Origin of the sequence: Mesorhizobium sp. WSM3626 (genome assembly GCF_000513935.1) — a bacterium.
Lineage (GTDB): Bacteria > Pseudomonadota > Alphaproteobacteria > Rhizobiales > Rhizobiaceae > Mesorhizobium > Mesorhizobium salmacidum.
The window spans coordinates 1-25,046 of the sequence record NZ_AZUY01000008.1 but is presented as its reverse complement, the minus strand read 5'-3'; the positions used below and the strand labels follow the sequence as shown (position 1 = coordinate 25,046).

24 protein-coding genes and 1 tRNA gene are annotated in these 25,046 nt (G+C 57.9%); 15 read left to right on the top strand and 10 right to left on the bottom strand.

Going from position 1 to position 25,046, the window contains the following annotated elements:
* Positions 1 to 88 precede the first annotated feature (88 nt).
* Both M653_RS0108375 and M653_RS0108370 read left to right on the top strand, forming a co-directional pair.
* On the top strand, positions 89 to 1,168 hold the full coding sequence (locus M653_RS0108375) for a hypothetical protein (RefSeq protein WP_156938164.1): 1,080 nt from the start codon (positions 89 to 91) through the stop codon (positions 1,166 to 1,168).
* A complete protein-coding gene (locus M653_RS0108370) occupies positions 1,155 to 2,108 on the top strand; it encodes a site-specific integrase (protein WP_027142933.1) in 954 nt (317 codons plus the stop codon). The genes M653_RS0108375 and M653_RS0108370 overlap by 14 nt, the downstream gene beginning before the upstream one ends.
* 22 nt (positions 2,109 to 2,130) lie before the next feature.
* Here M653_RS0108370 and M653_RS0108365 read toward each other — a convergent pair whose 3' ends face one another.
* A complete protein-coding gene (locus tag M653_RS0108365) occupies positions 2,131 to 2,646 on the bottom strand; it encodes a hypothetical protein (protein WP_027142932.1) in 516 nt (171 codons plus the stop codon).
* 424 nt (positions 2,647 to 3,070) lie between these two features.
* On the opposite strand from M653_RS0108365, the gene M653_RS1000000134920 reads away from it, so the two are divergent.
* Positions 3,071 to 3,844 carry a DUF6884 domain-containing protein gene (locus M653_RS1000000134920; RefSeq protein ID WP_156938163.1) on the top strand — a complete coding sequence of 258 codons (774 nt, stop codon included), beginning with the start codon at positions 3,071 to 3,073 and terminating at the stop codon, positions 3,842 to 3,844.
* 22 nt (positions 3,845 to 3,866) lie between these two features.
* The gene (locus M653_RS1000000136620; protein ID WP_156938162.1) at positions 3,867 to 4,547 is read left to right on the top strand and encodes a hypothetical protein; all 681 of its coding nucleotides are present in this window, start codon (positions 3,867 to 3,869) and stop codon (positions 4,545 to 4,547) included.
* Between the two features lie 64 nt (positions 4,548 to 4,611).
* Here the strand turns inward: M653_RS1000000136620 and M653_RS0108355 are convergent, their stop codons facing one another.
* Both M653_RS0108355 and M653_RS01000000132220 read right to left on the bottom strand, forming a co-directional pair.
* Positions 4,612 to 5,496, bottom strand: coding sequence for a hypothetical protein (locus M653_RS0108355; RefSeq protein ID WP_027142931.1), 885 nt, complete (start codon positions 5,494 to 5,496; stop codon positions 4,612 to 4,614).
* 325 nt (positions 5,497 to 5,821) lie between these two features.
* Positions 5,822 to 6,496: a DUF2726 domain-containing protein gene (locus M653_RS01000000132220; protein ID WP_051442626.1), complete on the bottom strand. Its 675-nt coding sequence runs from the start codon at positions 6,494 to 6,496 to the stop codon at positions 5,822 to 5,824.
* 481 nt (positions 6,497 to 6,977) lie between these two features.
* Here M653_RS01000000132220 and M653_RS0108345 point away from each other — a divergent pair, with 481 nt between their 5' ends.
* Entirely contained in the window at positions 6,978 to 8,411 is a 1,434-nt protein-coding gene (locus M653_RS0108345; RefSeq protein ID WP_027142930.1) for a hypothetical protein, read from the top strand.
* Positions 8,412 to 8,524: 113 nt separating this feature from the next.
* Here the strand turns inward: M653_RS0108345 and M653_RS01000000132215 are convergent, their stop codons facing one another.
* Entirely contained in the window at positions 8,525 to 10,258 is a 1,734-nt protein-coding gene (locus M653_RS01000000132215) for a DUF262 domain-containing protein (protein ID WP_084636543.1), read from the bottom strand.
* Positions 10,259 to 10,420: 162 nt separating this feature from the next.
* Between M653_RS01000000132215 and M653_RS0108335 the strand changes: the two genes are divergently transcribed.
* The 3 genes from M653_RS0108335 to M653_RS0108325 are packed head-to-tail and all read left to right on the top strand — an operon-like array spanning position 10,421 to position 15,465.
* A complete protein-coding gene (locus tag M653_RS0108335; RefSeq protein WP_027142929.1) occupies positions 10,421 to 14,053 on the top strand; it encodes a DNA methyltransferase in 3,633 nt (1,210 codons plus the stop codon).
* Positions 14,054 to 14,099: 46 nt separating this feature from the next.
* Entirely contained in the window at positions 14,100 to 15,005 is a 906-nt protein-coding gene (locus M653_RS0108330) for an HNH endonuclease (RefSeq protein WP_245262079.1), read from the top strand.
* Positions 14,983 to 15,465 carry a hypothetical protein gene (locus tag M653_RS0108325; protein WP_156938161.1) on the top strand — a complete coding sequence of 161 codons (483 nt, stop codon included), beginning with the start codon at positions 14,983 to 14,985 and terminating at the stop codon, positions 15,463 to 15,465. The genes M653_RS0108330 and M653_RS0108325 overlap by 23 nt, the downstream gene beginning before the upstream one ends.
* A gap of 55 nt (positions 15,466 to 15,520) precedes the next feature.
* Here M653_RS0108325 and M653_RS0108320 read toward each other — a convergent pair whose 3' ends face one another.
* The gene (locus M653_RS0108320; protein WP_032935125.1) at positions 15,521 to 15,859 is read right to left on the bottom strand and encodes a helix-turn-helix domain-containing protein; all 339 of its coding nucleotides are present in this window, start codon (positions 15,857 to 15,859) and stop codon (positions 15,521 to 15,523) included.
* 156 nt (positions 15,860 to 16,015) lie between these two features.
* On the opposite strand from M653_RS0108320, the gene M653_RS0108315 reads away from it, so the two are divergent.
* Together M653_RS0108315 and M653_RS0108310 are read left to right on the top strand one after the other, a co-directional pair.
* Entirely contained in the window at positions 16,016 to 16,543 is a 528-nt protein-coding gene (locus M653_RS0108315; protein WP_027142925.1) for a hypothetical protein, read from the top strand.
* 197 nt (positions 16,544 to 16,740) lie between these two features.
* A complete protein-coding gene (locus M653_RS0108310) occupies positions 16,741 to 17,583 on the top strand; it encodes a hypothetical protein (protein WP_051442621.1) in 843 nt (280 codons plus the stop codon).
* An 80-nt stretch (positions 17,584 to 17,663) separates the two neighbouring features.
* Here the strand turns inward: M653_RS0108310 and M653_RS0108305 are convergent, their stop codons facing one another.
* Together M653_RS0108305 and M653_RS1000000135410 are read right to left on the bottom strand one after the other, a co-directional pair.
* On the bottom strand, positions 17,664 to 18,113 hold the full coding sequence (locus tag M653_RS0108305) for a hypothetical protein (protein ID WP_027142923.1): 450 nt from the start codon (positions 18,111 to 18,113) through the stop codon (positions 17,664 to 17,666).
* A 46-nt stretch (positions 18,114 to 18,159) separates the two neighbouring features.
* Entirely contained in the window at positions 18,160 to 18,429 is a 270-nt protein-coding gene (locus M653_RS1000000135410; RefSeq protein WP_245262086.1) for an Arc family DNA-binding protein, read from the bottom strand.
* A 112-nt stretch (positions 18,430 to 18,541) separates the two neighbouring features.
* Between M653_RS1000000135410 and M653_RS1000000137230 the strand changes: the two genes are divergently transcribed.
* Together M653_RS1000000137230 and M653_RS1000000135400 are read left to right on the top strand one after the other, a co-directional pair.
* A complete protein-coding gene (locus M653_RS1000000137230; RefSeq protein WP_198028747.1) occupies positions 18,542 to 18,691 on the top strand; it encodes an Arc family DNA-binding protein in 150 nt (49 codons plus the stop codon).
* A gap of 205 nt (positions 18,692 to 18,896) precedes the next feature.
* Complete coding sequence (locus M653_RS1000000135400) at positions 18,897 to 20,069, top strand: site-specific integrase (RefSeq protein WP_027142922.1); 1,173 nt, start codon at positions 18,897 to 18,899, stop codon at positions 20,067 to 20,069.
* Here the strand turns inward: M653_RS1000000135400 and M653_RS0108290 are convergent.
* Both M653_RS0108290 and M653_RS0108285 read right to left on the bottom strand, forming a co-directional pair.
* Positions 20,048 to 20,122 (bottom strand) — tRNA-Val (locus M653_RS0108290). The two genes, M653_RS1000000135400 and M653_RS0108290, sit on opposite strands and share 22 nt — an antisense overlap.
* A gap of 116 nt (positions 20,123 to 20,238) precedes the next feature.
* Entirely contained in the window at positions 20,239 to 20,601 is a 363-nt protein-coding gene (locus M653_RS0108285) for a response regulator (RefSeq protein WP_006199474.1), read from the bottom strand.
* 162 nt (positions 20,602 to 20,763) lie between these two features.
* Between M653_RS0108285 and M653_RS0108280 the strand changes: the two genes are divergently transcribed.
* Positions 20,764 to 21,705, top strand: a complete 942-nt coding sequence (locus M653_RS0108280) for an N-formylglutamate amidohydrolase (protein WP_027142921.1) — start codon at positions 20,764 to 20,766, stop codon at positions 21,703 to 21,705.
* Positions 21,706 to 22,111: 406 nt separating this feature from the next.
* The gene (hisN, locus tag M653_RS0108275; RefSeq protein ID WP_027142920.1) at positions 22,112 to 22,885 is read left to right on the top strand and encodes a histidinol-phosphatase; all 774 of its coding nucleotides are present in this window, start codon (positions 22,112 to 22,114) and stop codon (positions 22,883 to 22,885) included.
* Positions 22,886 to 22,979: 94 nt separating this feature from the next.
* Here hisN and M653_RS0108270 read toward each other — a convergent pair whose 3' ends face one another.
* Complete coding sequence (locus M653_RS0108270; RefSeq protein WP_027142919.1) at positions 22,980 to 23,957, bottom strand: alpha/beta hydrolase; 978 nt, start codon at positions 23,955 to 23,957, stop codon at positions 22,980 to 22,982.
* Between the two features lie 480 nt (positions 23,958 to 24,437).
* Here M653_RS0108270 and M653_RS0108265 point away from each other — a divergent pair, with 480 nt between their 5' ends.
* Positions 24,438 to 24,905 (top strand): Hsp20 family protein, encoded by a 468-nt coding sequence (locus M653_RS0108265; protein ID WP_027142918.1) that lies wholly within the window; start codon positions 24,438 to 24,440, stop codon positions 24,903 to 24,905.
* Positions 24,906 to 25,046 lie beyond the last annotated feature (141 nt).

The window sequence follows — 25,046 nt, the reverse complement described above, 5'->3', positions numbered from 1 at the left end:
GATTTAGTTCGTATGCTTGGCCATGGTCCCCTATGGCTTGATAGCGGGGCATTGGTTTTGGCCTCCCTTGAAACAGGGAGACCGAAACATGTTCCATCCTCTCTTCGATCAGGCCGACCCGACTTTTAGAGTGCTTGCCTCCGACCGCGAAATCGCGACCGTTGAGCCTCTGCACACCTCATCATGGGTAGCAATGAGCGCGCTTCAAAAAGGCATTCGCCGGGGCGATGTCGATCTGGCCACCCGTGCTGCCGCGACCCTACTGAAAAGCGATCCGGCGAAGCTGTGGAGACGCATTGCAGGCATAGTGTTCGAGGACGTGGGGCTTGCCGATCTCGAATGCGTCAAGCTAGTTATGGCCGCAACGGCTGGCAAGGCTTTCCGTCGCGACTTCGGCGGGGAGAACCGAGTAGCCGGTCTGGTCGTGGCTCGCATGTGTAAGGCGAACAAATGCAGAGCCGCAGACGACCTGTTCATCGCAATCAGCCATCACCCCGAACTCACAGCGCTGCGGGGCACTCTGGCCTGCGAGGAAGTTCGGCAGCATCTTTCCCACATCCGGGAGCGGGGTGCCCTCCTAGGAGCTTCCCTCGCGGTTCTACACGCGTCCGGCACCCGTTGGGATGGACAGGTCGCGGGAAAGGCCACCGACCCTAAGGCGGTATTCGCCGCGATGCGATCTGCCGAGATCGAGGGCGAGATTGTGAGCCTTGCCGAGCAAGGTTTCCGCAGAACGCGGGAAGCGCTTCCGGTCCTATTGCCGCTACTGGCCCTCCCCCTACCAACCGGGGAGCTTCCTGTCCAAGACGACGAGTTCCCGGCAATCGTAATCGGGCGCAACGGTCTGCCAACTTATTGCCTTGACGGGTTCAGCTATGAGGGCCGGGCGGCCCTTGCTCGGTTCCTGAAACGGGATACGCACACCGGGCACTGGCTTCGCAAACACGTCCCCGCGGAGCGCCGTGTAGCGGTTTTGCATGGGGCTGTTTTCCGGGTCGAGGGTGGGCTGGTCCGCCAGCGCGTTCAGTGGCCATGTGCTGCCACACTGAGGCGGCTTGCTGACGCAGGGTTTCATCAGATGAACCTATCGTACCCCGCCGCCTTGCTCGACATGATCCGAGCCGACCTTCCCGAGCTGGAGGGGGAGCGTGTCAATGCTCCCCGTTGAACGCCTCGCCGAAACCATGATCCTCACGAGCCAAGGCGGCCTGCCGGGCATGTCCGCCGATGTGCAGCGCCTTATCAGCGCTTCGCTGTCCGATGGGACGAAGCGCGGCTACCAGAATGACATTGCTCATTTCGAGGACTGGGGCGGAATAGTTCCTGCTCCCCCCGAAACCGTTGCCGCCTATCTTGCTGAGCTATCAGCCACTTATAGAACCGCCACCATAGTCCGCCGCGTCACGGCACTATCGAAAGCGCACGATGCTATCGGCGCGCCCAACCCGACCAAATCCGAGATCGTTCGAGCCACTATGCGGGGTATCAAACGCACGCTCGGCACGGCAACCAAGGAGGCCAAGCCGGTGCTGCGGGAAGACCTGTTCCAGATGTTGGAGCGCATGGGCGACGGCGCTAAGGACATTCGGGATAAGGCGCTCCTACTTCTCGGCTTCGCAGGTGCTTTTCGTAGGTCTGAGCTTGTTGGCCTCGACATTGCCGACATCGAGCACGTCAGGCAGGGCATTGTAGTCACCCTACGTCGGTCCAAGACCGACCAGATCGGCGCTGGCCGTAAGATCGGCATTCCATTCGGCAGGTCGAAATGGTGCCCGGTGAAGCACCTGACCGAGTGGCTCGACCAAGCCAAGATTGAAACTGGTCCTCTGTTCCGGGGCGTCAATCGCCACGGCTACGTCGCAGAGCAGCGCCTTTCTGGTGAGGCCGTCTGCATCATCGTTAAGCAGAGAGCTGAGGCCGCCGGGTTCGATCCGGGCGGCTACTCGGGTCATTCCCTGCGTGCAGGTCTCGCCACTAGCGCCGCGATGGCGGGCGCGAGCGCATGGAAGATCAGAGCGCAGACGGGGCATGCTTCGGATGCTATGCTGGCCCGCTACATCCGTGATGGCGATATGTTCACGAGCAATGCGGCGGGAGCGGTTCTTTGACCCCTCCCCAGCGCAGATGCAGCTATGGCTTAGGGTTGAAAGTGACCTTAATTCCCTCTTCAAACATACATTGAGCGAATGCGTCGGCGTTTTGTAGTCCTACTTTCTGCTCGCATACGTCAGGAACACGAGCGGTTGCGGGGTCTTCCCTGTACATTTCTGCCTCCCGGCAGTTGGCATACCGCTGCCCCCCGACGCTGCCATTGGCAGCCAATGCGTTTGCGTCATAGTAGCTGATGCAAAACTGATGCAGCCGCTTGTCTTGTTCATCGCTTTCCGCCTTTAGCCGATCCAACTCGGCTTGCCAGCGCAGCGCCATGACCCTGCTTTCGTGACAGTCGTTCCATCGAGTGAGAGCGGCACCCGCTCCGAAATATGCAGCCGTACCAATTGCCGGGAGCAGGATAAAAGTACATATAAAGACAACTATCCCCGGCTTCGTTCTGACGAACTGGCGAACTGCAAATTTGGAGAGCAACCAAGTCTCTCGCGCCCAGCGATAATAAATTTCGCGCAGCTTCTGTTCGCTCTCATTCATCGCTACCCCTCTAAAGAACCCCTTCCACTGCGTTTATAATAGCACGTGCCAAACGGCCCGACATGCTGCTTCCAGTTCGGCCAGCTAGAAGGCGTGCTGTTTTGTATCGGATCAGCAGCCTCTATAGAATGCCGGAACGGCGGATAGGCAGATAGCTCTGACCTCCGAAACACTTTATATTTAGTAGCTCAGAAATGCCCCTGCCGCTGCGTCGTCATCGCGGCAAGCTTGGCGGATTTTGGAAGTCCCAGACGAAGCGGCGGTACATGCCTTGGCGGGTAGCCGGGAATTTTTTGGATTTTTTGTCCTTAGCCAAGGGGCAGCTACAGACCGCGATAGCTTGAATGAACGCCAACCATGCTCACCCGCTACATTCGCGGCAGCCTTCATGATAGAACAGCACCACTCCAAGCGGGCAGGATGGATGAACCAAGCAGACCGCATCCGTGAGTTTGTCACGGACGCCTACGTCAGACCTGCCCTGGCAGGCGATCTTAATGAGATTGAGGTTCGCGCTGGCGACGTTCATCGTGCCATGAGCCTGACAAATGCATTGCCTGCCATCTGCAGTGCCCTCGGCGGCAGCAAGTTTGAACAACATGCCGACGTAAGAATAATTGATCGGACGGGACCGCTAAATGGAGCGAACGCTTACTTCCGGTTTCGGTTGACAAGCGAAAGGGCAACAATCACAGAGCAGGCAAAATCGCCTACCAGCCCTAACCGTAGAAGCAAGGAAAAAATATCTCGGCAGTCGGTCCCCACCGCATCGTTCACAGTGACCCTAGTGTCATGCGTGAAGTCGAAACTGCCTCACAAGGCGACTGCAAAGGAGCTGTACACCTCCGCCCAGTTCCGAGGCGCAAGGCGCTTCGCTGAGGTAACGGGTGGGCGCTGGTACGTACTCTCAGCGCTATATGGACTGGTCGAACCCGATGCGATCATCAACCCTTATGATCGTACTTTGAAAATGCTGCCGATAGAACAGCGTCGTGCATGGGCACAAGAGACGTTCGACGCGCTAATGCAAGCCGAGCCGGGTCTCTTGAACGTCATCATTCTAGCAGGTCAGCGTTACCGCGAGTTCCTTGTCCCGAAACTGCTCCACCATGGTCTCAATGTAGACGTACCGATGGCCCATCTCCGTCAAGGGGAGCAACTGGCTTGGCTCGCGGGGAACTATGGCGCGGCTCGGTGATCTTCGGCAGTTCTATGGTCTGATGGACAGTCTGATCCGCCTGCAAAGCGGACCCCAGCGATTGGCGAACCTCGGCCCTTCAATGCCACGGCGTGGCGTCTATTTCTTCTTCGATGAAACCGAGCCTAGAACTGACAGCGGGTATGGTCCTCGTCTTGTCAGGGTCGGAACCCACGCCCTAACGGCTGGCTCCAGTTCGACCTTGCGTCAACGGCTCACCCAACATCGCGGCAAGCTCAACGGCGGCGGCAATCACAGGGGGTCTATTTTTCGCCTATTACTCGGTCAAGCACTTATCGTCAGCGGCGGGCCATCGTGCGCATCATGGGGAGTTAAAGGCGATCTCGCGAAGGCAGGTCTTGCTTTGGGGAAGGCACGTGCCGATCTCTTGGCCTTGGAGGCACCAATTGAGGCCGCAGTATCGAACTACTTGTTGCGCCTCTCGTTCGCCTTCCTAGCAGTAGATGACGAACCCAGTCCCAACTCGCTGCGGAGCATGATCGAACGCCATTCAATAGCCCTTTTGAGCAATTTCGAGCGTCCGGCACTCGATCCATCAACAGTAAACTGGCTTGGCCATTTCTCCGACCGTCCATTGGTCGCGGCATCGGGCTTGTGGAACCAGCGGCACGTGTCCGAGGAACACAATCCTGCATTTCTAGGTGCGTTATCTCACCTGATTGATCAGCAAGCCCGAAGATAGCGCAGGCTTTCCGGTTCAGAAATCGGGGAATGCAGGGACACGCCTCGGCACATCCTTTACCGTCCTATTCGTTCCGGTTGTCATGAGCCCAGTCGAGCAAGAGCCGCAATAGCTCATAATGCTTGTCTATGTCCTCTTTTGTCAGCCGTATTCGATACGTACCGCCGCCGTCACCGGGGTCATATCCCCTTGCGTCTAGACCCGCATCCTCAATCAATTTTTCGACATCCGTGGAAGAGGGCAGTCGTATGCCGAGTACAAGGTTCCCCCTCTTTCTCGGTTTCATATATATAAAATTATTAGGTCGGTCATTCTCAGCAAGACCAATGTAGAACTTGTTGTATTTCAGCTGCAAGCCCGGCTGAAACTCGTGGACGATCTTCAAGATATCGTCCGCCATAGCGACAGTCTCCCTCGACCCGAACCCGTTTTCCCAATAAGCGCGGTCGGCAGGAACTGAGGCGGCGTCTTCGTCCTCGTCTATCAAGCCGCGTTTCAGCTCGTTGAGCACGGTAGTGAATAGCAGCAAGATGTCATTCTCGACCTTCACGGCCTGCATCTTGATCGCTATGAGCGGAACGGTGCCATTGAACAACGCAAGCACGTTCAAAAATCGAGACGTAATGTCCTCGGCAACAATGACGGCGCAGTGCTCGTACTGGGGGTACCGCCTCCTCTCGATATCCCAATACTCAATGGTGCGGATAATGTGTGTCTCGTCAGTCGCGCCCAACTGCAACTCAAGCTCATAGCGCCTAGCGGTGTCAGGGTCTTGCAAGAGTAAGTCCAACCGTCCTGCCCTTGGCTGCCGCCGTTCTCGGTCCCGGAGGATAAGGTTTCCGAGACCCAGAATGGATGGATCATCCGCAATCCTTGCCTGTACCCATTTCTCCCCAAAATCCGGGTGGGCTTTCAGCAAGATGTTTTCCCCTTTTACATATTTGAGCATACGCCCCCCAACTCTTTGGCGTCCGCAAGGGCAGTTCTACCAAGGAACTTGAGGTAACATCTAGTGCCCTACGCTTAGGTCCGCTTCACTGGGACAGGCTTCTTGTGCAGACAAGGCGTTCACCGTCTGCGCGGTCAGGCGGTCCAGTGATTGGCGGATTTTGAGGCGTGTCGCGATGCTCTCATAGGCACCGTGGTGAGTAGCTGGAACCAATAGTCACAATTTGTCTTTCGCGCGAAGTTGCAGCTACAGCCCGCGAATTGCTGACCTAAGCAGTCTGCCCGCCAAGGCAACTCGGGCTGTGAAATCAATTTCACAGATCGCCTTAGGCGGTTGGTGCGCTCGCAGGCGGCAACGGGCCTCGCACGAGTTTCTCGACCAGTCGCCTAAGTTCGGAAGGTGTCGTGTGACCTCCGACGATCTCATGATAACTGATGCCTGCCCGTCGCAGAGCTTCTTTCTTTACGGCATCACGCGCCGCTGCTGTGCCTTGGTGATGCGCATGGCCTTGGTATTCGAGCACATGTCGAGGCAGACAGTTCTCGTCTACAAGAAGCAGGTCTACACGTTTGGAGTTGATGCAACTGTAGGCGTCGGCGTTGGCGCAACGCAGAATTTCGCCCAGTGATACTTGGGCCATCACCTGCCATCCCGGATTGCAGTCGATCACCATTCGATCAAGCTCCTTGAAGACGCGCACCTCGCTCGTGTTAAGGAGCGGTTGAATAGTGAAGTTCGCACCCATGACAATCCGCAACTGGTCAGCAGGATCAGTTGGTTTCGGTGGCGCGGAAACAGGCTTCGGGGCGGCCCACAGGCCGCTAAGGATGTCGCCCTCATTGCGCTCTCTCGCCCAACGCAAGCGGTTCCTTTCCCTCCACGCCTGCCTCCGCCTCCTCGATAGTAAACGCTCCAAGGCCATGCCAGCGAGGACGCCAGCCAGCAGAATGCCAAACAGCGGAATGATTTGCTGCGCTTGCTCACTAAAGTAGGGTGGCATGCAGGTAGGTACCTCATTGGCACGGACCTCCACCATAGCAGCAAAGGGTGGCGACCGTCAGCAAATGCCAATTTCGGCATTCTGCTTCGATTAAAGCCATGGCCGTTGGGCGACCGATATGCGAGGAGGCCGCAACTTTCTATCCTCCAGAAGCCTCAACATCCGAGATTAAAAACATCCGTAAGTGGCGCGCCAATCAGTAATTTGGCGGACTTTTGAAGCCTTTCACTGTGCCTTCACCACTCCAACGGCGGGCAGCCCGGCAAGGCCACATATTTCGTCCATGCTCTGCTTCCCGGAAGCTTGTCCAGAAAACTGGCGACGCCAAAGCTCTTACAGCACAGGCAGCAACATTCAGGATGCACGAGGTTGGAACGATAGAGCGGATAGTTCATGGACCAAAGGCAGTTCTCTTGTGTAGCCTGTTGCCGTAACGCCAAATATCTCACAGAGTGACCAAAGGTCATGAGGGGCCTTGTAAATGACCACATTCTCAAATCCTTTGCTGTTCTCACAGCACTTCAACATTGATCCTGCGGCTTTGGTAAAGGCGGGTCTAATCGATCCATTCCTGACCGTTGACACGCAGCTGTTCATCGATCCGATCCTTTTGGATAAATCCGGCAATAAACTGATCCGAGAGGACGCATACCAAACCTTTCGCGCTCATTTTCAGCAGGTCGTACGCTTGTTGGTGATATGCAAAAGGGAAGGCGATCCTGCTTGGAGGGCGGCCCAGCGACAGATGAGCTTGCGGGAAGCACCCGCAAACGGTCTCGGCTACGGCACGAGCGACCGTCCGGGAAATTCGCGGCCCGAAGAACTGCGCGACGCAATTCTCCGCACCGCAAAGGAGATTGTGGACCTCGGGACGGAAGACCCGGAAATGATTTCGCTTATGGGGTTCTTCGAGGAAGACGTTGGACCCGACACAATAAGCGACCTAACATCCCGCGTAGTCCAGCCGCAACTCGCTGAACTTACAAACCAGTTCTGCGGTCCGCTAGGCGTCGCTATGAAGACTTCGGCTGCCACCCCGGACATCGCCTTGCCTCACTACACCAACGCGAGCGGAAACGAGCGAGCGATTGTACTTGTGCCTTCGGACGTTGTTCGGGAGTTACCAATCGCAAGAAGCTGGGACGACATCGAAGCCGCAATCAACGCGAACGCATTGATCCGACAGCGCGTAAATGCCTTGCTGGCGAGCATCGCACAGCCAACGGTGACAGATCGCAAGGAAGCTCTTCGCAGAGCAGCGATGCAGTCGAAGGATGTCTTTGAAGCTTTCATCGCCGCCGTAAAAGAGAACGCGACCTTTTATGATCCCAATATCGACGCACTCGGGTACTACAGACTTAAGGAGATACTTCAGAGCAAGCCAGATACCTTCAAAAGTGATCAGAAATACGATGTTGCCAACGGCGTTGATGAAATTAAGAAGGTTGTCCGAGATACCATAGAACGCTTCGCTCATCACGTTGAGAAGGGCAATTTATGGGAAGCGCTTTGGATCGGTGACAAGCCTAAGAAGGAAAGAGCTGCACAGCTGATCTATTTTGCGATGTCAGACTGCTTCTGCGAAGCCAACGACATCGACATATCGCCGGAAGCGAATATGGGCGGCGGCCCCATCGACTTCAAATACTCCAAGGGATACCACGCACGCGTCCTTGTCGAGATGAAGCGTTCGTCGGGGACAGTCGTTCATGGCTATGAAAAGCAGTTGGAAATTTATAAGGATGCCTCCCGCACCAATCACGGCTTTTTTGTCGTGCTTGATTATGGAGGTCTCGGCAAGAAGCTCGAAACCATTCAAAATATCCGCAATGAGCGCTTGGCACGCGGAGAGCCAGCTTCTGAAATTGTCGTGATCGACGCTAGCAAAAAAGTTTCAGCTAGCAAGAGGGGGTAGACAATCGCGCCGCCAAATCACGGGCGGATTTTCGACGCAGAGGCGAAATGGCACCTGACCCAAGATACAAAATTCCCAGCCGCGCCGGAACTTTTGTCCCCAGCCTAACCTAGTCAGGCTACAGCGCCGAGTGTGCCATGTGACTGGCTTAACGTTTCCCCTCGACATAGACGCGTCATGGCATCATGAACCCGTGCCGCTCGGGCCGCGATGAATGCATCATAGTCCCCGGCAATCAGCGCATCGTAAGGCACCATGTGGCTCTCAAGGCGGCTGCGGACATCAGCTTCCCCCAAGAGTGCATCGGCAGCACGTGCGGCAAGATAATCCCTCGGTGTCTTGGCGGCGATCTTGCGATTGGTCCGCCACGTGATCAGGGCGCAGTTCAATGCACGGCTCGCGTAGAGGCTATCCCGTTCCACCCCGAGCACGCCGACAGGAAACAAATGATGGTATTCCCGCCGCCCGACATTGTCGGCGTTGGCCTTGGCACCATCAGCGAAGTCGTATCCGCCCTTGTGCAGGGAGACCGACAGTATTGCGCGGGAAAGTCGGTCCCGACGGCCCGGCCAGCCCGCACGTGCGAGTTCTTCCGGCGACGGCAGCGGATTGGCGAGTTCATCAAATAGTTCGGGCGCGTCCGGTGCCTCGCGATTGGCTATCATTGCAGCTAACTTCATGTAGTCAGAATACGCGCGAGTTGCAGCGGTCTTTAGGTATCGGTCGGTGAAGCTTGCTCGCCAAAGCGCCTTGCGGATCAATGTTCGGGCGCGCCCCTCGACATCGTGCCCGTGCTGCGGCACCCGCGCCCAGAGAGCGGATACGAGATAGACCGCGACCTCTGTTGGGAGCAGTTTTTCCACGAAGATTGCCTCGTCACGGAGGAAACCTATGCCGCGCCCGATACCCTCACAGACGGCTGGCCAGACGCTCGCGAGGCCCTCGCCGAAGTCTTTTTCCAGATAGGTCTTCTTGAGAGGCGGCTTGCCAAGCAACAGCGCAGCGACAGCCAATGCCAAATCCTCCATTCGCCCGAAGTCCTTCGTCGCAGGCACAGCCTGTCGGAGTTCCTCGATCATGGTGTGGAGTGAGTTGCCGACGGCCCCCTCAAGCTGCGCCACCACGATGTCGAAATCCTTCAGTGGGGAAGCTGAAGTGTTCATCCGAATGAAGACATCGAGCGCGGTTTCTTGCTCCGTCTCGACTGGGAGGGATAGGAAAGGCATCGGGTAAGATGCCACCCGAGCGCGGAGCTTAGCGATCCGCATCACCGTCGCCGTTTCGACCCCGGCCTTCACGCACCAGTCGTTCATGCGTTGCTCACCAGCCGAGCCGGGGCAGAGTATGTGGACCGGAACGAGCTTGGCGGCGAACACCTGCTCTGGGCTTTCGAGCCAGACGGGATACCGAACCGCGTTGCGGTCCCAACGCTTCTTGATCTCTATCTCCGGTGCCTTGTCGTCTTCGCCAAGCTCGACGAAAATCGACATGTCTTCGTAGCTGTCATTCAAAGACCGCCAGATGGATGTCATGCGCTGCTGGCCGTCAAGCAAGTGCATCTGTGGCCGTCCGTTCAGCGCGGGAGCGCCTACGATGGGCCGGGAATGGAACAGTTCTTCATCTCCGACCTCCAGCGTCAGCAATGCGCCGATGGGAAGGGATGGCACCCGCACGATGTTCTCTAGAACGCCTTCAATTTGGTCGGCCTTCCAAGCCCCGTGTCTCTGGAACCGAGGCAGAGCCAACTGCCCCTGATTGATCATCGAAAGCCAGCCTTCGATTGTTTTTGTTCGCGCTTCCAAATTCTTTACCCCTCTTGCTGCCATCCGAGAGGTAACATTCAGCATACAGCAACGCCATGCCGATCTTGTTAGCACAACAGTATTTTTCGTTACGTCGATTTGGTCAGAAACAGACGCTGAAACCAATCACAGCCCCCAGTCCCCGCATTTCGACATGTTCAGTCTTTTGCATTGCCATTTACAGATCGCGGCGGGTAGTTTGCCGTCATGGGGGAAATTCAGATCGACACCGAAAAACTTGAAGCTCTGATCGCTGAGGCGCGTGCCTCTGGTGGGTCTGAGCTGGCCAATTATCAGCTTTTCATCGAGCGCCTATGCATAGCGCTTAACCTGCCGCGCCCCGCCATGGCGCAGGAACAGAACCAACTAAACGACTACGTCTTCGAGCGCCGGGTGGACTTCAAGCATCCCGATGGGACGCGCTCAGCGGGGCGGATCGATTGCTACCGACGAGGATGTTTCATTCTCGAAGCCAAGCAATCCGGCAAGCGTCAGGGTGCGAGGTTCGATCCCAGCCAGCTTCTGCTGATCCCGGAAGACGCAACCCAGCGCAAGCCCGGTCAGGCCAAACGCGGCACGCGTGGCTGGGATGTGGTGATGCTGGCTGCCCGCAAGCAGGCCGAGGACTATGCCCGCGCTCTGCCCATCGAGCATGGCTATCCGCCATTCCTGTTGGTGGTAGATGTCGGTCACACAATCGAGGTTTTCGCTGACTTCTCCGGTCAGGGGAAAAACTATGCCCATTTTCCCGACCGTCAGACTTTCCGCATCGGCATGGACGATCTTCGCGACTGGAAAGTTCAGGCGCGGCTGCGAGCGATTTGGACCGATCCGCTGTCACTCGACCCCACCCGCATATCAGCCGAGGTCACGCGCGACATAGCGGAACGGTTGGCCAAGATCGCCAAGCGGCTTGAGGGTAAGCACGACGCGAAGGATGTCGCGGAGTTCCTCATGCGCTGCCTATTCACAATGTTCGCGGAGGACGTGAAGCTCATCCCGGAGAAGGGTTTTCAAAAGCTGCTGGGTCAGATGAAGGATACGCCCGAGCACTTTGTGGCCGCGCTGGAAAGCCTATGGGGTGTGATGGATGGCGGCGGCTACGCGCCGCACCTCAACGCCACCTTGAAGAAGTTCAAGGGCTCGCTGTTCAAGAAACGCACCGCACTGCCCCTCGACAAGGACGACATAAACGAACTCTGGATAGCTGCGGGCAAGGACTGGTCCGATGTCGAGCCTGCCATCTTCGGCACGCTTCTTGAACGTGCACTCGATGCACGCGAACGGTCGAAGCTAGGCGCGCATTACACGCCGCGCGCCTATGTCGAGCGTCTGGTCGTGCCCACGATCATCGAACCGTTGCGCGCCGATTGGGAGCTAGTTAAGGGGCAAGTTAAGGAGCTGCGCGATAAGGGCGACCACGTCGGGGCCTTAGCGGCGGTCAAGGCGTACCACCACAAGCTCTGCACGACACGGGTGCTGGACCCGGGCTGCGGCACCGGCAACTTCCTCTATGTCAGCCTTGAATTGATGAAGCGTCTCGAAGGCGAGGTGCTGGAGGCGCTGGACGATCTTGGCGAGGATCAAGCGCGGTTCGCCATGGAGGGTGAGACTGTCAACCCGCGACAGTTCTACGGGCTGGAGCTGAACCGGCGCGCGGTGCCCATCGCCGACCTTGTGCTGTGGATCGGCTACCTGAAATGGCAGCTCAAGACCGCCGGTCTCGCGTCGATAACCGAGCCGATCCTGCATGCCTATGGCACCATCAAGGAGCAGGATGCGGTTATCGCCTTTGATCGGCAGGAGCTATTGCGCGACGCCAGCGGACGGCCTCTCTCGCGCTGGGACGGCGTGACGAAGAAGCTCCACCCGATCACGGGCGAGGAAATCCCCGACGCGGACGCGCAGCTGCCGCTGTATTCCTATGTCAATCCTAAGCGTGCTCCGTGGCCAGAGGTCGAGTTCATCGTCGGCAATCCGCCTTTCATTGGGGGCAAAGACATGCGAGCCGAGCTTGGCGACGGCTACGCGGAAGCCTGTTGGGCGGCACGCCCGCACATTTCGGGCGGCGCGGATTTCGTCATGCACTTTTGGGATGAAGCAGCGACCCGCCTTCTGCGCAAGCCGATGAAGGGCCAGACGAACCCGCTGACGCGTTTCGGCTTCATCACCACCAACTCCATCACCCAGACCTTCTCCCGCCGTGTCATCGAGCGCCATATGGCCGCCAAGGAGCCTCTTTCGCTGGTATTCGCCGTCCCGAACCATCCATGGATGAAGGCAGCGGACAAGGCTGCCGTACGCATTGCGATGACAGTCGCGGAGAGAGGCGAGCGGGAGGGCGTTCTGGCTGAAGTCGTCTCGGAGGCGAGGCTGAATACCGACACGCCTCAGGTTCAGCTCGAGAGCCGGGAGGGCAAGGTGCGAGCCGACTTGACGGTTGGGGCTGATCTGTCATCGGCGCGTCATCTCGCGGGCAACGAGGTGCTAGCCTATCGTGGTGTCCAGACCATTGGTGCGGGCTTCATCATCACTCCCACACAAGCAAAGGCGCTGGGACTTGGGACGGTTGAGGGGCTGGAAAAGCACATCCTTCCCTATCGAAATGGGCGGGACGTAGCGCAGCGCCCGCGCGGCGTCATGGTCATCGACCTGTTTCCGCTGAAAGTGGAAGAAGTCCGCGCACGTTTTCCAGCGGTCTATCAGCACGTCATGGAGAACGTGAAACCGGAGCGAGATCACAACAATCGAGCTAGCTACCGAGACCTCTGGTGGATTTTCGGTGAGCCGAGACGGGACTTGCGTCCGGCACTGGAAGGGTTGCCGCGCTATATCGTAACCGTCGAGACCACCCGGCACCGAACATTTCAGTTTCTGGACGCCAGCATCAGACCGGATAATATGCTGGTTTGCGTCGGTCTCGACACTGCGGAGCACTTGGCTATTTTGTCGTCCCGGTTGAACGTGGCATGGGCCATCGCGACGGGCGGCTGGCTTGGCGTGGGCAACGATCCCCGATACTCAAAGTCGCGGACATTCGATCCCTTCCCGTTCCCACTGGCGGTCGATCCGAAGTTGACGCACGATGATCCGCGGTTCGCCCAGCAGGAGCGGCTACGTGAACTCGGCGAACGGCTCGACGGCTTCCGCAAGCAGCGCTTGGCCGCGCACCCCTTCCTCACAATGACCGGCCTCTACAACGCGCTGGAGCGTCTGCGCGAGCTGGAGAACGGCTGCGAGGTACCGCCGTTGACCGACGCGGAGCGCGATGTGCATCAGGCGGGGCTGATCTCAATGTTGAAGGAAATCCATGACGACATCGACCGTGCAGTGCTCGCCGCCTATGGCTGGGAAGACCTTCTCCCAGCGCTGGTTGGTAGGCCCGGCGCAACACTGCCGTCGCCCCACAAGACAGAAGCGCAGGAACAGGCGGAAGAAGAACTATTGGTTCGGCTGGTCTGGCTCAATCAGGAACGGGCGGCGGAGGAAAAGCGCGGCGTAGTGCGCTGGCTACGCCCCGACTACCAGATACCGAAGCTGGGCATGAAAGCGCCGAAGTTGGAAGGCGAGCACGTCGGCACGCTCGACATTGAACTACCAGATATGGCCGACCGCCCGAAATGGCCTACAGACGGTCTAGAGCAAATTAGGCTTGTGCGCGACCTTCTCGCCAAGGCTCCAGCCCCAACGCCGCCCGAAGCCATTGCTACGGTGTTCGATGGAAGGAACTCCGCCAAACGTCGCGACCGGATCGAGGAGGTTCTGGAAACGCTGGTCGCGACCGGGCTTGCCCGAACAGGCGAACATGAGGGGCAACGAAGATACTTCCTGCCGAGGTAGTGGCGAATGGGAAGCGAAGGGGAGCAGCGTGGCCGTTAGGATCGTAGTGGCAGTTACGGATGACGGCTGGTTCGACCAGCTACGTCGCCAGCCCGATCTTGCGGAGGTAAACTTCTGGTCGCCTTCGCCAAAGTCGTTCCGCGCCTTGCAACCCGGCGAGTTGTTCCTTTTCAAGCTTCACGCGCCGATCAACATGATCGTCGGTGGTGGCATCTTTGCATCCTCTACGATCATGCCCCTGTCGCTCGCATGGGAGGCGTTCGGAATGGCGAACGGCGTCAAAAGCCTCGCCGAAATACGGTCCCGCATCCTACGCTATCGGAAGGTGGACACCGCTACTATTGGGCCGCTGGAGATCGGGTGCCGCATCCTTACCCAGCCGTTCTTTCTGCCGGAAGGCCGATGGTTTCCTCCGCCCGCGTCGTGGTCTCCGAACATCGTCTCTCTTCGCGGCTACAGCAGCGACGAACCGGAAGGTCGGGCGTTGTGGGATGCCGTGCAGGATGCGATTGGCGCGCGTTTACCAGAACCGGGGTTCGCTAAACCACAGGCGCGCTATGGAGAACCGGCCCTGATCCGGCCACGCCTTGGACAGGGAGCCTTCCGTCTTGTCGTCACCGACCTCTATGGCAGACGATGCGCAATCACTAAAGAGCGCACTTTACCGGCACTGGAAGCAGCTCACATCCGACCCTACGCCGACGGCGGGGAGCATTCCCCGAGCAACGGCATCCTTATGCGGCGAGACATTCACAGCCTCTTTGACCAAGGCTATGTAACCGTCACACCCGAGCACCGCTTTGAGGTCAGCCGCCGCATCCGAGAAGAGTTCGAAAACGGGCGGCACTACTACGAACTGCATGGCTCAGCTATCACATTGCCAGTGATCCAAGATGCGAAGCCGGAGGCAGAGGCGCTAGTGTGGCACAATGAGAGCAGATATCTCGGCTAGATGCCGCCGGATTTTTGGATGGGCTTCGCGTTTCCTCGCCGCTCATCGGATGGGCAGTTGGGGGACCGCGAATGCCGCCCTGTCCACCGCAGTTGTCATTACCCTGGTTGCAGGTGCCCAAGCTAATGCGAAGGAATGCCCTCCCGGACATGCTGCAAACGAGAAGGATGGTTGGAAGTGGATTGCCAATAACGCTCTCAGGACGGCAGATAACTATGTAGTGGAACGTGGCAAGCCCGAAGCGACACCATCGTTTGGAGCCGTTTCTGTGTACTATCAGCTAGGTGGAGAATATCAGGGCCATTATCTGGTTGGCATACTCGACCGAGGCACTCTCGGAACTACGTTTATGATGCTTAATCCTCGCTTCGATTTTTGCAGTGACCCCGCTTCACTCGACGACGAAAGAACCGATTTGTTTGAGGTGGTGGTCGCCAAGTTCAACGGTAAAAAGTTCTGATCGAAAGCCGCCTAGCGAAATGTCGCAACCCTAAATCCGGTGGGTGTCCGACTGGTCAACGAGGTCCGTTGTTCAGAGCCGCTTCGATGACGCCTTTGAGCCATTGCAGATCATTTTCGGATAGAGCAGCCAAACGTGTCGTCAATTCTAGGAGCGGGCCGCGTCGCAATGCCCCGGATGGGATTTCTGGGCTGAAAAGCTCGGCGGGATCGACCTGAAGGGCCAGCGCGATCTTTTCTATCATCGGGAACCGGGCGCCCGTTGCCCCCACCTCGATCTTCGAAATCGTGTCGATACTAACCCCGGCTCGCTCGGCCAGTTGCTCTTGGGTGTAGCCCGCGCGCTTGCGGTGTGTCATCACCAATCGACCGAAACGCCGTCGCAGGTCTTCCATTCGCTTCTCCACACATCAGGTGTAGAGGCGGGACGGCATTCGCTTTAGGGGCACGAACCCTTGATTTTCATGAGACTTGCAACCTATTTGCGGAAACCCGCAGGTCGGCTACTATTTTGTGGCGTTTCGGCAGTCGTACATGGGGAGATTATCGCGATGAAACAGGTCATGTTTGCATTCGCCTTCGCAACGGTCGTGACCGTTTCCGTCGCTCACGCCGGGGAAGATAACCGGTTTGACTTCAAGGGTGTGGTCCTTGGGGAAGTCGCAACCCCTGAATTTATTAAACGGAAGCTCGGAGCTGATTGTGGAGCAGGCGCTAATGGTGTGCAGGTTTGCAACGGAGGCGTGACCATCGCACAGGCTCCAGCCGCAATGAACCTAGTCATCGGAAAAACTGGCCGCGTCGTTCGTATCCTGCTTCAATTCAATTCCGACGACTACGCCAACGTCGAACAAGCGCTAAGTGCAAAATTCGGTGCCCCAACGGTCCACCGGTCTGTTATCCAGAATGGCAGTGGTGCGCAGTTTGACCAAATACAGAGCTATTGGGGAGATGACGAAGCGTCGGTGACGCTCCATCGATATGCGGGCACAGTGCGCCAGAGCCTTGTCTACTTTTCCACCGCGGAAGACCCCGCGATGAGAAAAGCAAATGCTGCTGCGATCAACGGCGACCTTTGATAATCGGGCAAACGCAAAATATTCAGAAGGCGAGCGTTCCGGAGGTCTTTGGCCCAACATCTTCAGCGCATGAGCAGCGTTGGCCCGAGCGTGTTCAGCGTGCTCTCACAGCGATCAAGTGGACCGGGTCTCTCAGATGATTTGTGAAATTCTCCCAGCGTAGCTAAATCCAATGCAGCCGCGGAGAGGTCTCATCAATGGAAATCACCAAGAGTTTTGGAAAGTGGTTCTTGGTCAACTGGGAACGGGTGTTATTCGTCGTTGTCGGATTGGCCTTTCTTAGCACCTGTTTTTATTTGATTTTTGCCGAAAAGGTAACCGAAGCGGCTGTTGTCTTCGGGCTTGGCTTCCTCAGCTTTATTTACGCGAACGTTGCCCGTTTCAAGCGGTTCAAGGGTTTGGGATTTGAAGCCGAGCTATGGGAGGACAAGCAGCAGGAAGCAGCCGACTTGATTGAACGGCTGAAGAACGTCGTGTCGATCTACACTCGTGAGATTATCATGAGCAAGGTCACAGAAGGCCGTTGGGGTGGCAAGCCAAAGTGGCAATCTCATTGGGCACTGTATGACGAATTGGCAGAGCAGCACGATCAGCTCGGTCAGAAGATAGACTTTTCCGCATTGAAGAAGTCCATGGACGACTATTTTCTGTTCGACCTTTGCGAGCTTCCGACCGACCGTCTCACCAAGATATTGTGGGACGAAAGGGCAAAAGTTCGACAGATGATCAGCAAGGAATTCGGAAGCCCGATCAGTGACGCGGATGGGCACGGCAAGCGAATTCGGCAACTTAACGAAACGGAGTTTCGTATTGTTGATGCTTTTGAGATTTCTAAGAATGGGAACCTAGCGCAAGACACGCTCGACGCATTCAACTCCGCCTGTTCAAAATTCAAAGAGTATTTCAGGCTGGAGCCGAGGGCTGATCAACCAACTCTTGATCGCATGTCGAAGCTGGCGGAACTCTATCGCCATCGTCCAGTACACGTCACCGCAGAACTGATCGCATGGAGCAATGAGCAAAAGGGCGAAAATGCCTGAGACGTTGACGCTGCGCCCGTTCCTCTTTCCGTGAGCCGATTGTCGGTCTAAGCGCGGGCGACCTCGACAGAGTTATCGGTCTATGATCCGCTTCTAGCAAGCTGAGCGTTTCCGACTTCGGTGATGTCATAAAAGGTCTTCAGGATGCGGTATCCGAGCAACACACCGAAAAGCCCGAGCAGCAAACCAAAGATCGTGAATGCGACCGTGAATAACTGGATCAACGACCATATGCCCACATAGCCGATGACGTAGAGGGAATATGCGTAGGGGATGAGGCCGCTGAACGCGGCGACAGCTTTCCTAGCGCTGGGCTGTGCTCCGCTTTCGATGGTGCGGGCATAGACAAAAACACAGACGGCGGACAGGGTGCCGCCGACAACCAAAATGGTTCCATTCGGCCATACGAAAGGCAGCACGCCTTCTTGCGCCACGCGATAGACGCCGTAGATGACGACGATAGCGATGGCCAGCAAAGGCTTGCCAACCAATTCGGCCTGCTTGCCAGCGTCCAATGGTCCTGCCTGCATTTTTTCCCCCTATTTCCTATCGGCCTAGCATAGCGTGAAATCAATTTCACTTCTTAACTCTCGGCAGCATATGCTGCGTACGCCTGCCAATTTCAGCGACATCTTTCCGAAGAGCGCGAAGCTGGGATTTTAGCTCTACAACTTCGTCCCTCAGACTTTCATCGTTGCTCGATGTCTGAGGGCGGTGAAGGCTCATTCCCCCAGTGGCAAAACCCCATTCCAATCGCGAGACGATTTCCGCGTTTAGCGTCCGGTTGTTCAGCCGTGCCGCTTCTTCGACCTTGCGCCGAAGTTCAGCCGATAGGCGAACCTTCATGTCCGGTGGGTTCGTTGTCATGGGGCATTGCTTACCCCGCCACGGGTTTGACTTCAATCCTTGGTTACTGTACCCATTATGGGGTAATGATAACCCAATCGGAGGGAGCGGTATGGACATCAAGGATATGAAAATCCGTGTTCCTGCTGAACTGAAACAAAAGCTGACGGATCGTGCGAACCGCAATGATCGGACGATCAATGGCGAAGTTCTTCAAATCCTGAAAACAGCACTGAGTGCCAAACACCCGAAGGCCGCTTAATGGTGCTCAATTTCATCAACAAACGCGCCAAGCTCGCTTCTGACCGTATGTCAGAGGGAGATGCGGCCCGATGGCTGGGCGTCTCTGTCCCCACACTCCAGCGCATCAGGAAACGCGGGGAGATAGGGTTCGCCAAAGTCGGCAACCGTTTCCAATACACGGTGGAAAACCTCCAGTCCTATGTCTCTAGTAGGAGTTCAAGACCATGTCCGAAGATCGATTTCAAATCGGGGACTACTACCTATCCCGGCACAAAAACTCTCCAATCTGGAAAGCCACTTGGTACGACAGTCACGCCCGACAAACAAAGCGCATTAGCCTTGGCGCAGAAGACCTTCAAGAAGCCAAATTCCGGTTAGCCGAGTTTGTCACCAAGAACGTAGTCATCAAGAACCAAGCCCCGGCAGACATCGCACTGGCGACGATTTTAGTTCGCTATTGGAACTGTCACGCAAAGAACCTGCCTTCACACGAAGCAGCGAACTACGGCCTTGGCCGGTGGACCGAGTTTTGGGGCGATGCGACAGTTGCCGACCTCACCGTTCCACGCCAGAAGGAATTTATGGCGTGGCTGAAAATTAAGGGTTTCAGCAACAGCTACGTGAGCCGGGTCATGGCCGTAGGACGTGCCGCCATTCGCATGGCGTGGAAGCACGGGGAGATCACATCCGTGCCATTCATCATAGATGAACGGGACAGGTCCGATGCCAAGCAGTATCGGCGCTTGGACAAGGAGGAAATGCGGTTGTTTCTTGCAACCATTCAGCGCTGGCCGCACCTTTACGCCTACACGATCATAGCCCTAAACACTCTGGCGAGGCCGGAAGCCATCCTTGACCTTGCCCCCGCTCAGGTTCGGCTTGATGACCGCCATATCCATTTGAACCCGAAGGGCAGAAAACAGACCAAGAAGTATCGGCCAATCGTGCCAATCACAGATACGCTTTTGCCGTTCGTACAGCGACGCGACGTGACCAAGTTCGTCAACTGGCACGGCGCGCCGATTGATAGCATCAAAAAGGGTTTCAAGACTGTGATTAGGGCGGCTGGTTTGCCAGATGAGATCAGCCCTTACAGCCTGCGCCATACCATGGCGGTAGAGCTTCGGAAGCGGTCAGTACCCGCATGGGAAGTAGAGGGACTTCTTGGCCACCGCCGACCGGGGGTCACCGAAACTTACGCGGAATATTCGCCGGACTATCTGTCCAAGGGCAGGGAAGCGATAGACAACTATTTCAAAGATTTGGGCGTTTCATTGCCAGTGCCGGAAATGCTTCGCGTGTCAGCTGCGTGTCAGCCCCAAAAAACGGAGGAGCCCAAAGAAGGCGTCTTTGCCAAGGTTGTGAAGGGATTGGATGGTGGGCGTGACAGGGATTGAACCTGTGACCCCTGCAATGTCAATGCAGTGCTCTCCCGCTGAGCTACACGCCCATCCGAAGCCGCGCATACACCATTTTTGGTCCGGCGCGTCAATAGCGGGAAAAGAGGAAATCCATGTCGTCTCGCCGCGGCTGTGGATTGACGACCGGCGGCTTGCGGGAGGCGGCTCAGGCCGCCTGCAGCATCTTCTCGACCTCGTTGACGAGATCGCGCAGGTGGAAGGGCTTGGACAGCACCTTGGCGTCTTTCGGCGCCTTGGAATCCGGGTTCAACGCGACGGCGGCAAAACCGGTGATGAACATCACCTTGAGGTCCGGATCGATCTCGGTCGCGCGACGCGCCAGCTCGATGCCGTCCATCTCCGGCATGACAATGTCGGTCAGAAGCAGCGAAAACGGTTCCTCGCGCAGCCGCTCATAGGCGCTGGCGCCGTTATCGAAATCGCTGACCTGATAGCCGGCGCGCTCCAGCGCCTTGACGAGGAACCGACGCATATCGTCGTCGTCTTCCGCCAGAAGAATGCGTGCCATGATATCCCGTCCGAATCACCCGCCCGAGACTGCCGTGGGGCAGGCCCGTTAACCATCCTGTATATGAGGAGGTGAGAGTAAACATCAAGTGAACGCGGACGCGCTTGACCCACATTTGCCCAGCGGCACGACCGCCGAAATGCTGGACATGCGGCCAGCAAGGTGGCAGTTTCATGCCATGATGCACTGGTGTTTTCGGGTTCGTTCAAATTGAAGACGGCAGCCGAGGATTTTTCGGTCTTTCCACCCTTCGAAATCCGTTCGGGCGCCGAGCAGCGCGTCCCCTTCCTCTTCAATTCACCGCATAGCGGCCGCTACTATCCCGAACGCTTCCTTGCCATGGCAAGGCTCGACCGCAACGCCATCCGCCGCTCGGAGGATTGCTATGTCGACGAGCTGTTCGGCGGCGCCGTGGCGCTGGGCGCGCCGATGCTGGCGGCGAACTTCCCGCGTGCCTATCTCGACGTCAACCGTGAGCCCTGGGAACTCGACCCGCGCATGTTCGCCGAGCCGGTGCCGTCCTTCTGCAACATCCGCTCCGCGCGCGTGGCCGGCGGGCTCGGCACCGTGCCGAAGCTGGTGGGCGAGGGGCTCGACATCTATGCGGGCCGCTTGCCGCTCGCCGAGGCGGTTGCCCGCATCGAGGCCGTCTACAAGCCCTATCACGAAACGCTGAAGCGGCTTTTGACCAGGACCCACGCCCGTTTCGGCTTTGCCGTGCTGATCGACTGCCACTCGATGCCGGCGAGCATACGCGTCGGTGACAACGGGCTGCGGCCGGATTTCATCATCGGCGACCGTTTCGGCATCTCGGCCACCGCGGCCCTGACCGAAACCGCGATCGGCCTGCTGACCGCGATGGGCTATACCGTCGCTCACAACAAGCCTTACGCCGGCGGTTTCATCACGGAACACTATGGCCGCCCGGCGCGTCATCTGCATGCGCTGCAGATCGAGGTCAATCGCGGGCTCTACATGAATGAGCGGACATTCGAGAAAGCCGCCGGCTTCGACGCGCTGGCCGACGATCTGACGCGATTTTCAGCCGACCTGATGGCAATGCCAAACCATCATTTCATCGACCTGCCGCTGGCCGCGGAGTGAAGATCACGCCTTGTCTCATGCGTGCCACTGCCCCAACACACTTTGCAGTATTTGGACCCTTTGCAGTGTTTGGACCCTTTGCAGTTTTTGGGCGGCACGCTCCGGGAGCGGCGGTGAAAAAAAGACCGCATCGTTTGCACGATACGGTCGAAGTCTAGGGAGGAAACGCCCAAGGAGGGCATGGACAGGAAAACCTGTCCGAGATTGAGGGTATTGTGCAGCGCACAAATGTCAAGCGACGTTTAGGCTTTTTTAATTCAGAGTGATGTGGAAATTGCGTTTCGTTGGCGGGAACGTGACATTTGGGCAACAGATGTCGCTGGCGAATAATCCTCGAACACCCTTGTTTTGGCACGAAAGTGGCGGCAAACGACAGTCCGGGCATGCCGTAATGCGGGAGAATCAGTTGGACATCAGCGTCGACTTCATGCGCCGCATCGCGCAAGCGGCGGCCGCGGAGACCTTGCCGCGCTTTCGCGCCCAAGGTGCGGTCGCCAATAAGGAGAAGGGCAGTTTCGACCCGGTCACCGAGGCCGACCGCGAGGCCGAGCGCGCCATCCGGGCGCTGATATCGGCCGAGTATCCCGATCACGGTATCCTGGGCGAAGAGCATGGCAGCGAGAACATTTCCAGCCGGCATGTCTGGGTGATCGATCCGATCGACGGCACGCGCGCCTTCATCTCCGGCCTGCCGGTATGGGGGACATTGGTCGGGCTGACGATCGATGGTGACGCGGTCGCCGGCATGATGGCGCAGCCCTTCACCGGCGAGCTGTTCTACGCCAATGGCTCCGGCTCGCACTATGAGGGACCGGGAGGTCCGCGAAAACTGTCGACCCGCAAGACGACGAAGCTGGCCGAGGCGACGTTGTTCACCACAACGCCGGCGCTGTTCAAGGGCGAGGCGCGCAATCGCTACGACGCGTTCGAGCGGCAAATCCAGCTCGCCCGTTATGGCGCCGATTGCTATGCCTTCGCCATGATCGCCTCGGGAAGCGTCGACATCGTCGCCGATCCTGGATTGAAGCCCTATGACATCGTGGCGCTGATCCCGATCATCGAGAAAGCCGGCGGTGTCGTCACCACTTTCGACGGCGGGCCGGCGGAGAATGGCGGCGATGTTCTGGCGGCGGCGACACCGGAGCTTCATGCCGCCGCCATGGCCGCCCTGCGCGGCTGATATCGCCCCTGGTCAGTGCAGCCTTATCGAGCGCTGGAATTCCGCAGGGGTGCGCCCGTAGACCTGCTGGAATGCCGCCTGCGTCTGGGAGAGGTCAGGCCGTCGGATCATCCGAGCCGGGGACGAAGGCGTCGAAGGCGGCGAGGAATTGTTCGCGGTAGAAGTCGGCTTCCTGCAGGATTTCGTGTTTGGCGCCGTCGATCATCAACAGCGAACCGAGTCTCAGATTTCTCGCATATGCTTCCACCGCCTTGGTCGAGACGACCTGGTCGGCGCCGGCGGCGATGATCAGCAGAGGCACCTGAATGCGGGCCATGAAGTCGGGGTCGCTTATGGCTTCCGACGCCTTCGCCGCCGCCTGCAGCCAGCGGACAGTCGGGCCGCCAAGTGCCAGTTGCGGATATTCTTCATAGATGCGCGTGTTGCGGCGATAGCGTTGCGGATCCGATGTCACCTTGTTGACCTCGAAGGGCAGCGTCTGTCTCGGGCGTGGACCCCAGGCGGCATAGAGCCTGCCGAGCCCCAGGGCGCAGAAAATCGAACAGACCCGGCGCACCGTCCCTATCGAGACCGGCAGGTCGGGCAACGTCAGGAATGGCGCGATCAGCACCATGCGCCGCACGCGGTTCACCATCGACGGCGCGGCAAGCAGCGTGATTACCGCCCCGGCGGAATGGGCCAGGATGTAATAGGGTCCACGGCAGTCCGGCAGCACGATCTCCTCGAAGAACTGCTCCAGATCGGCCGTATAGTCGCGGAACGACCTGACATAGCCGCGCTGGCGATCGCGGATCAGCCGGTCGGAATCGCCCTGGCCGCGCCAGTCGAGGGTGGCGACACCGAAGCCCCGCGCGGCAAGGTCGCGGATGGTCTCGAAATATTTCTCGATGTACTCGTTGCGGCCGCCGAGCAGCACCACGGTGCCCCGCACTGGACGCGCCACCGCCGCGAACAGGCCATACCGGATCTTCTTGCCGTCGCGCGTGGTGAAAAAGCCGCCCGTGGCGTTTTCCGGTCGCGGATTGCCTTCAACTTCGTGAAAAAGGGGTGTGTCGTGGAAAAGATCCGTCATTCGGCGCTTTGTGCTCGGCGTCTTGGCGCGCCAGCCCTTCACGGCCAGCCTCGTCAAGGTGATAGACGCCCACACATCAAAAGCAAAGCAAATCCGGGTTACGGAGGCCTGCAACGGGGAAGGCCGGAAGCGGCTTTGAGCGCGCTTCCGGCCCCTGTCGATCCGGGAGGAAGGGACGTTAACACCCGGTTCGGCCTCGATGCGGCACCTCTGCAAGTCCGGCGCCGCCAATCCTTGATCTTGAAAGCCACTTTAGCGGCGGCTGTCTGAACGGGCGCCGAAGCGCCGGTTCATCTGCCGTTCATCAAAGGCCGGCGGCCTCACTCTTTTTGCCGTCAAACGAAACTTGAAATGCTTTCGAACGCTCCCCAGATGTGGGTTGCGGCCGCCAATGTCGGGGCCGCTGGTCCAGCCGAAACGCCGCTTACGGGTTTCGCACCGGCCATACGCAAACCATGTTGCTCAACAGGAGAACACCTCATGCGTCACGTTGATTTTTCCCCGCTTTATCGTTCGACCGTCGGCTTCGACCGTCTCTTCACCATGCTCGATTCGCTCGCGCAGCCCGATGGCGCGCAGACCTATCCGCCCTACAACATCGAGCGCACCGGCGAGGATTCCTACCGCATCTCGATGGCGGTTGCCGGCTTCTCGGATGACGAGATCTCCATCGAGGCCCACCGCAACGTGCTGACCGTGAAGGGTGAGCGCAAGGACGAGGGCACCGGCGAAGGCTCCGAGCTGCTCTATCGCGGCATTGCCTCCAGGGCTTTCGAGCGCCGCTTCCAGCTTGCCGATCACGTTGAAGTCGTAGGCGCCGCGCTGAAGAACGGTCTGCTCTTCGTCGACCTCAAGCGCAACATTCCCGAAGAGCTGAAGCCGCGCAAGATCGCGATCACCTCAGCTCCGGCCAAGGCCAAGCAGATCGAGGCCAAGACGGCAGCCTAAAGGTTCAGTCTCCCTCCCGAGACGGAAAGCGGCGCCGAAAGGCGCCGCTCAGACTGCTGACAAACCCCCGTCGAATTTCGGCGGGGTTTTGTTTTATGGGACTGAATGGATTTGCGATTTTGGTGTCAGGATAATTTGACG

What these genes read in the sequence shown, in the direction of transcription:
- M653_RS0108305 (WP_027142923.1), bottom strand. Translation starts at nt 18,113, where the DNA reads ATGCAGGCAGGACCATTGGACGCTGGCAAGCAGGCCGAATTGGTTGGC.
- M653_RS0108325 (WP_156938161.1), top strand. Translation starts at nt 14,983, where the DNA reads ATGAGAGCAGATATCTCGGCTAGATGCCGCCGGATTTTTGGATGGGCT.
- M653_RS0108285 (WP_006199474.1), bottom strand. Translation starts at nt 20,601, where the DNA reads ATGGCACGCATTCTTCTGGCGGAAGACGACGACGATATGCGTCGGTTC.
- M653_RS0108320 (WP_032935125.1), bottom strand. Translation starts at nt 15,859, where the DNA reads ATGGAAGACCTGCGACGGCGTTTCGGTCGATTGGTGATGACACACCGC.
- M653_RS01000000132220 (WP_051442626.1), bottom strand. Translation starts at nt 6,496, where the DNA reads ATGCCACCCTACTTTAGTGAGCAAGCGCAGCAAATCATTCCGCTGTTT.
- M653_RS0108270 (WP_027142919.1), bottom strand. Translation starts at nt 23,957, where the DNA reads ATGACGGATCTTTTCCACGACACACCCCTTTTTCACGAAGTTGAAGGC.
- M653_RS1000000135410 (WP_245262086.1), bottom strand. Translation starts at nt 18,429, where the DNA reads ATGAAGGTTCGCCTATCGGCTGAACTTCGGCGCAAGGTCGAAGAAGCG.
- M653_RS0108265 (WP_027142918.1), top strand. Translation starts at nt 24,438, where the DNA reads ATGCGTCACGTTGATTTTTCCCCGCTTTATCGTTCGACCGTCGGCTTC.
- M653_RS0108370 (WP_027142933.1), top strand. Translation starts at nt 1,155, where the DNA reads ATGCTCCCCGTTGAACGCCTCGCCGAAACCATGATCCTCACGAGCCAA.
- M653_RS1000000134920 (WP_156938163.1), top strand. Translation starts at nt 3,071, where the DNA reads ATGAACCAAGCAGACCGCATCCGTGAGTTTGTCACGGACGCCTACGTC.
- M653_RS1000000136620 (WP_156938162.1), top strand. Translation starts at nt 3,867, where the DNA reads ATGGACAGTCTGATCCGCCTGCAAAGCGGACCCCAGCGATTGGCGAAC.
- M653_RS0108310 (WP_051442621.1), top strand. Translation starts at nt 16,741, where the DNA reads ATGGAAATCACCAAGAGTTTTGGAAAGTGGTTCTTGGTCAACTGGGAA.
- M653_RS0108315 (WP_027142925.1), top strand. Translation starts at nt 16,016, where the DNA reads ATGAAACAGGTCATGTTTGCATTCGCCTTCGCAACGGTCGTGACCGTT.
- M653_RS0108365 (WP_027142932.1), bottom strand. Translation starts at nt 2,646, where the DNA reads ATGAATGAGAGCGAACAGAAGCTGCGCGAAATTTATTATCGCTGGGCG.
- M653_RS0108345 (WP_027142930.1), top strand. Translation starts at nt 6,978, where the DNA reads ATGACCACATTCTCAAATCCTTTGCTGTTCTCACAGCACTTCAACATT.
- M653_RS1000000135400 (WP_027142922.1), top strand. Translation starts at nt 18,897, where the DNA reads ATGTCCGAAGATCGATTTCAAATCGGGGACTACTACCTATCCCGGCAC.
- M653_RS0108355 (WP_027142931.1), bottom strand. Translation starts at nt 5,496, where the DNA reads ATGCTCAAATATGTAAAAGGGGAAAACATCTTGCTGAAAGCCCACCCG.
- M653_RS1000000137230 (WP_198028747.1), top strand. Translation starts at nt 18,542, where the DNA reads ATGGACATCAAGGATATGAAAATCCGTGTTCCTGCTGAACTGAAACAA.
- M653_RS01000000132215 (WP_084636543.1), bottom strand. Translation starts at nt 10,258, where the DNA reads ATGCTGAATGTTACCTCTCGGATGGCAGCAAGAGGGGTAAAGAATTTG.
- M653_RS0108335 (WP_027142929.1), top strand. Translation starts at nt 10,421, where the DNA reads ATGGGGGAAATTCAGATCGACACCGAAAAACTTGAAGCTCTGATCGCT.
- M653_RS0108375 (WP_156938164.1), top strand. Translation starts at nt 89, where the DNA reads ATGTTCCATCCTCTCTTCGATCAGGCCGACCCGACTTTTAGAGTGCTT.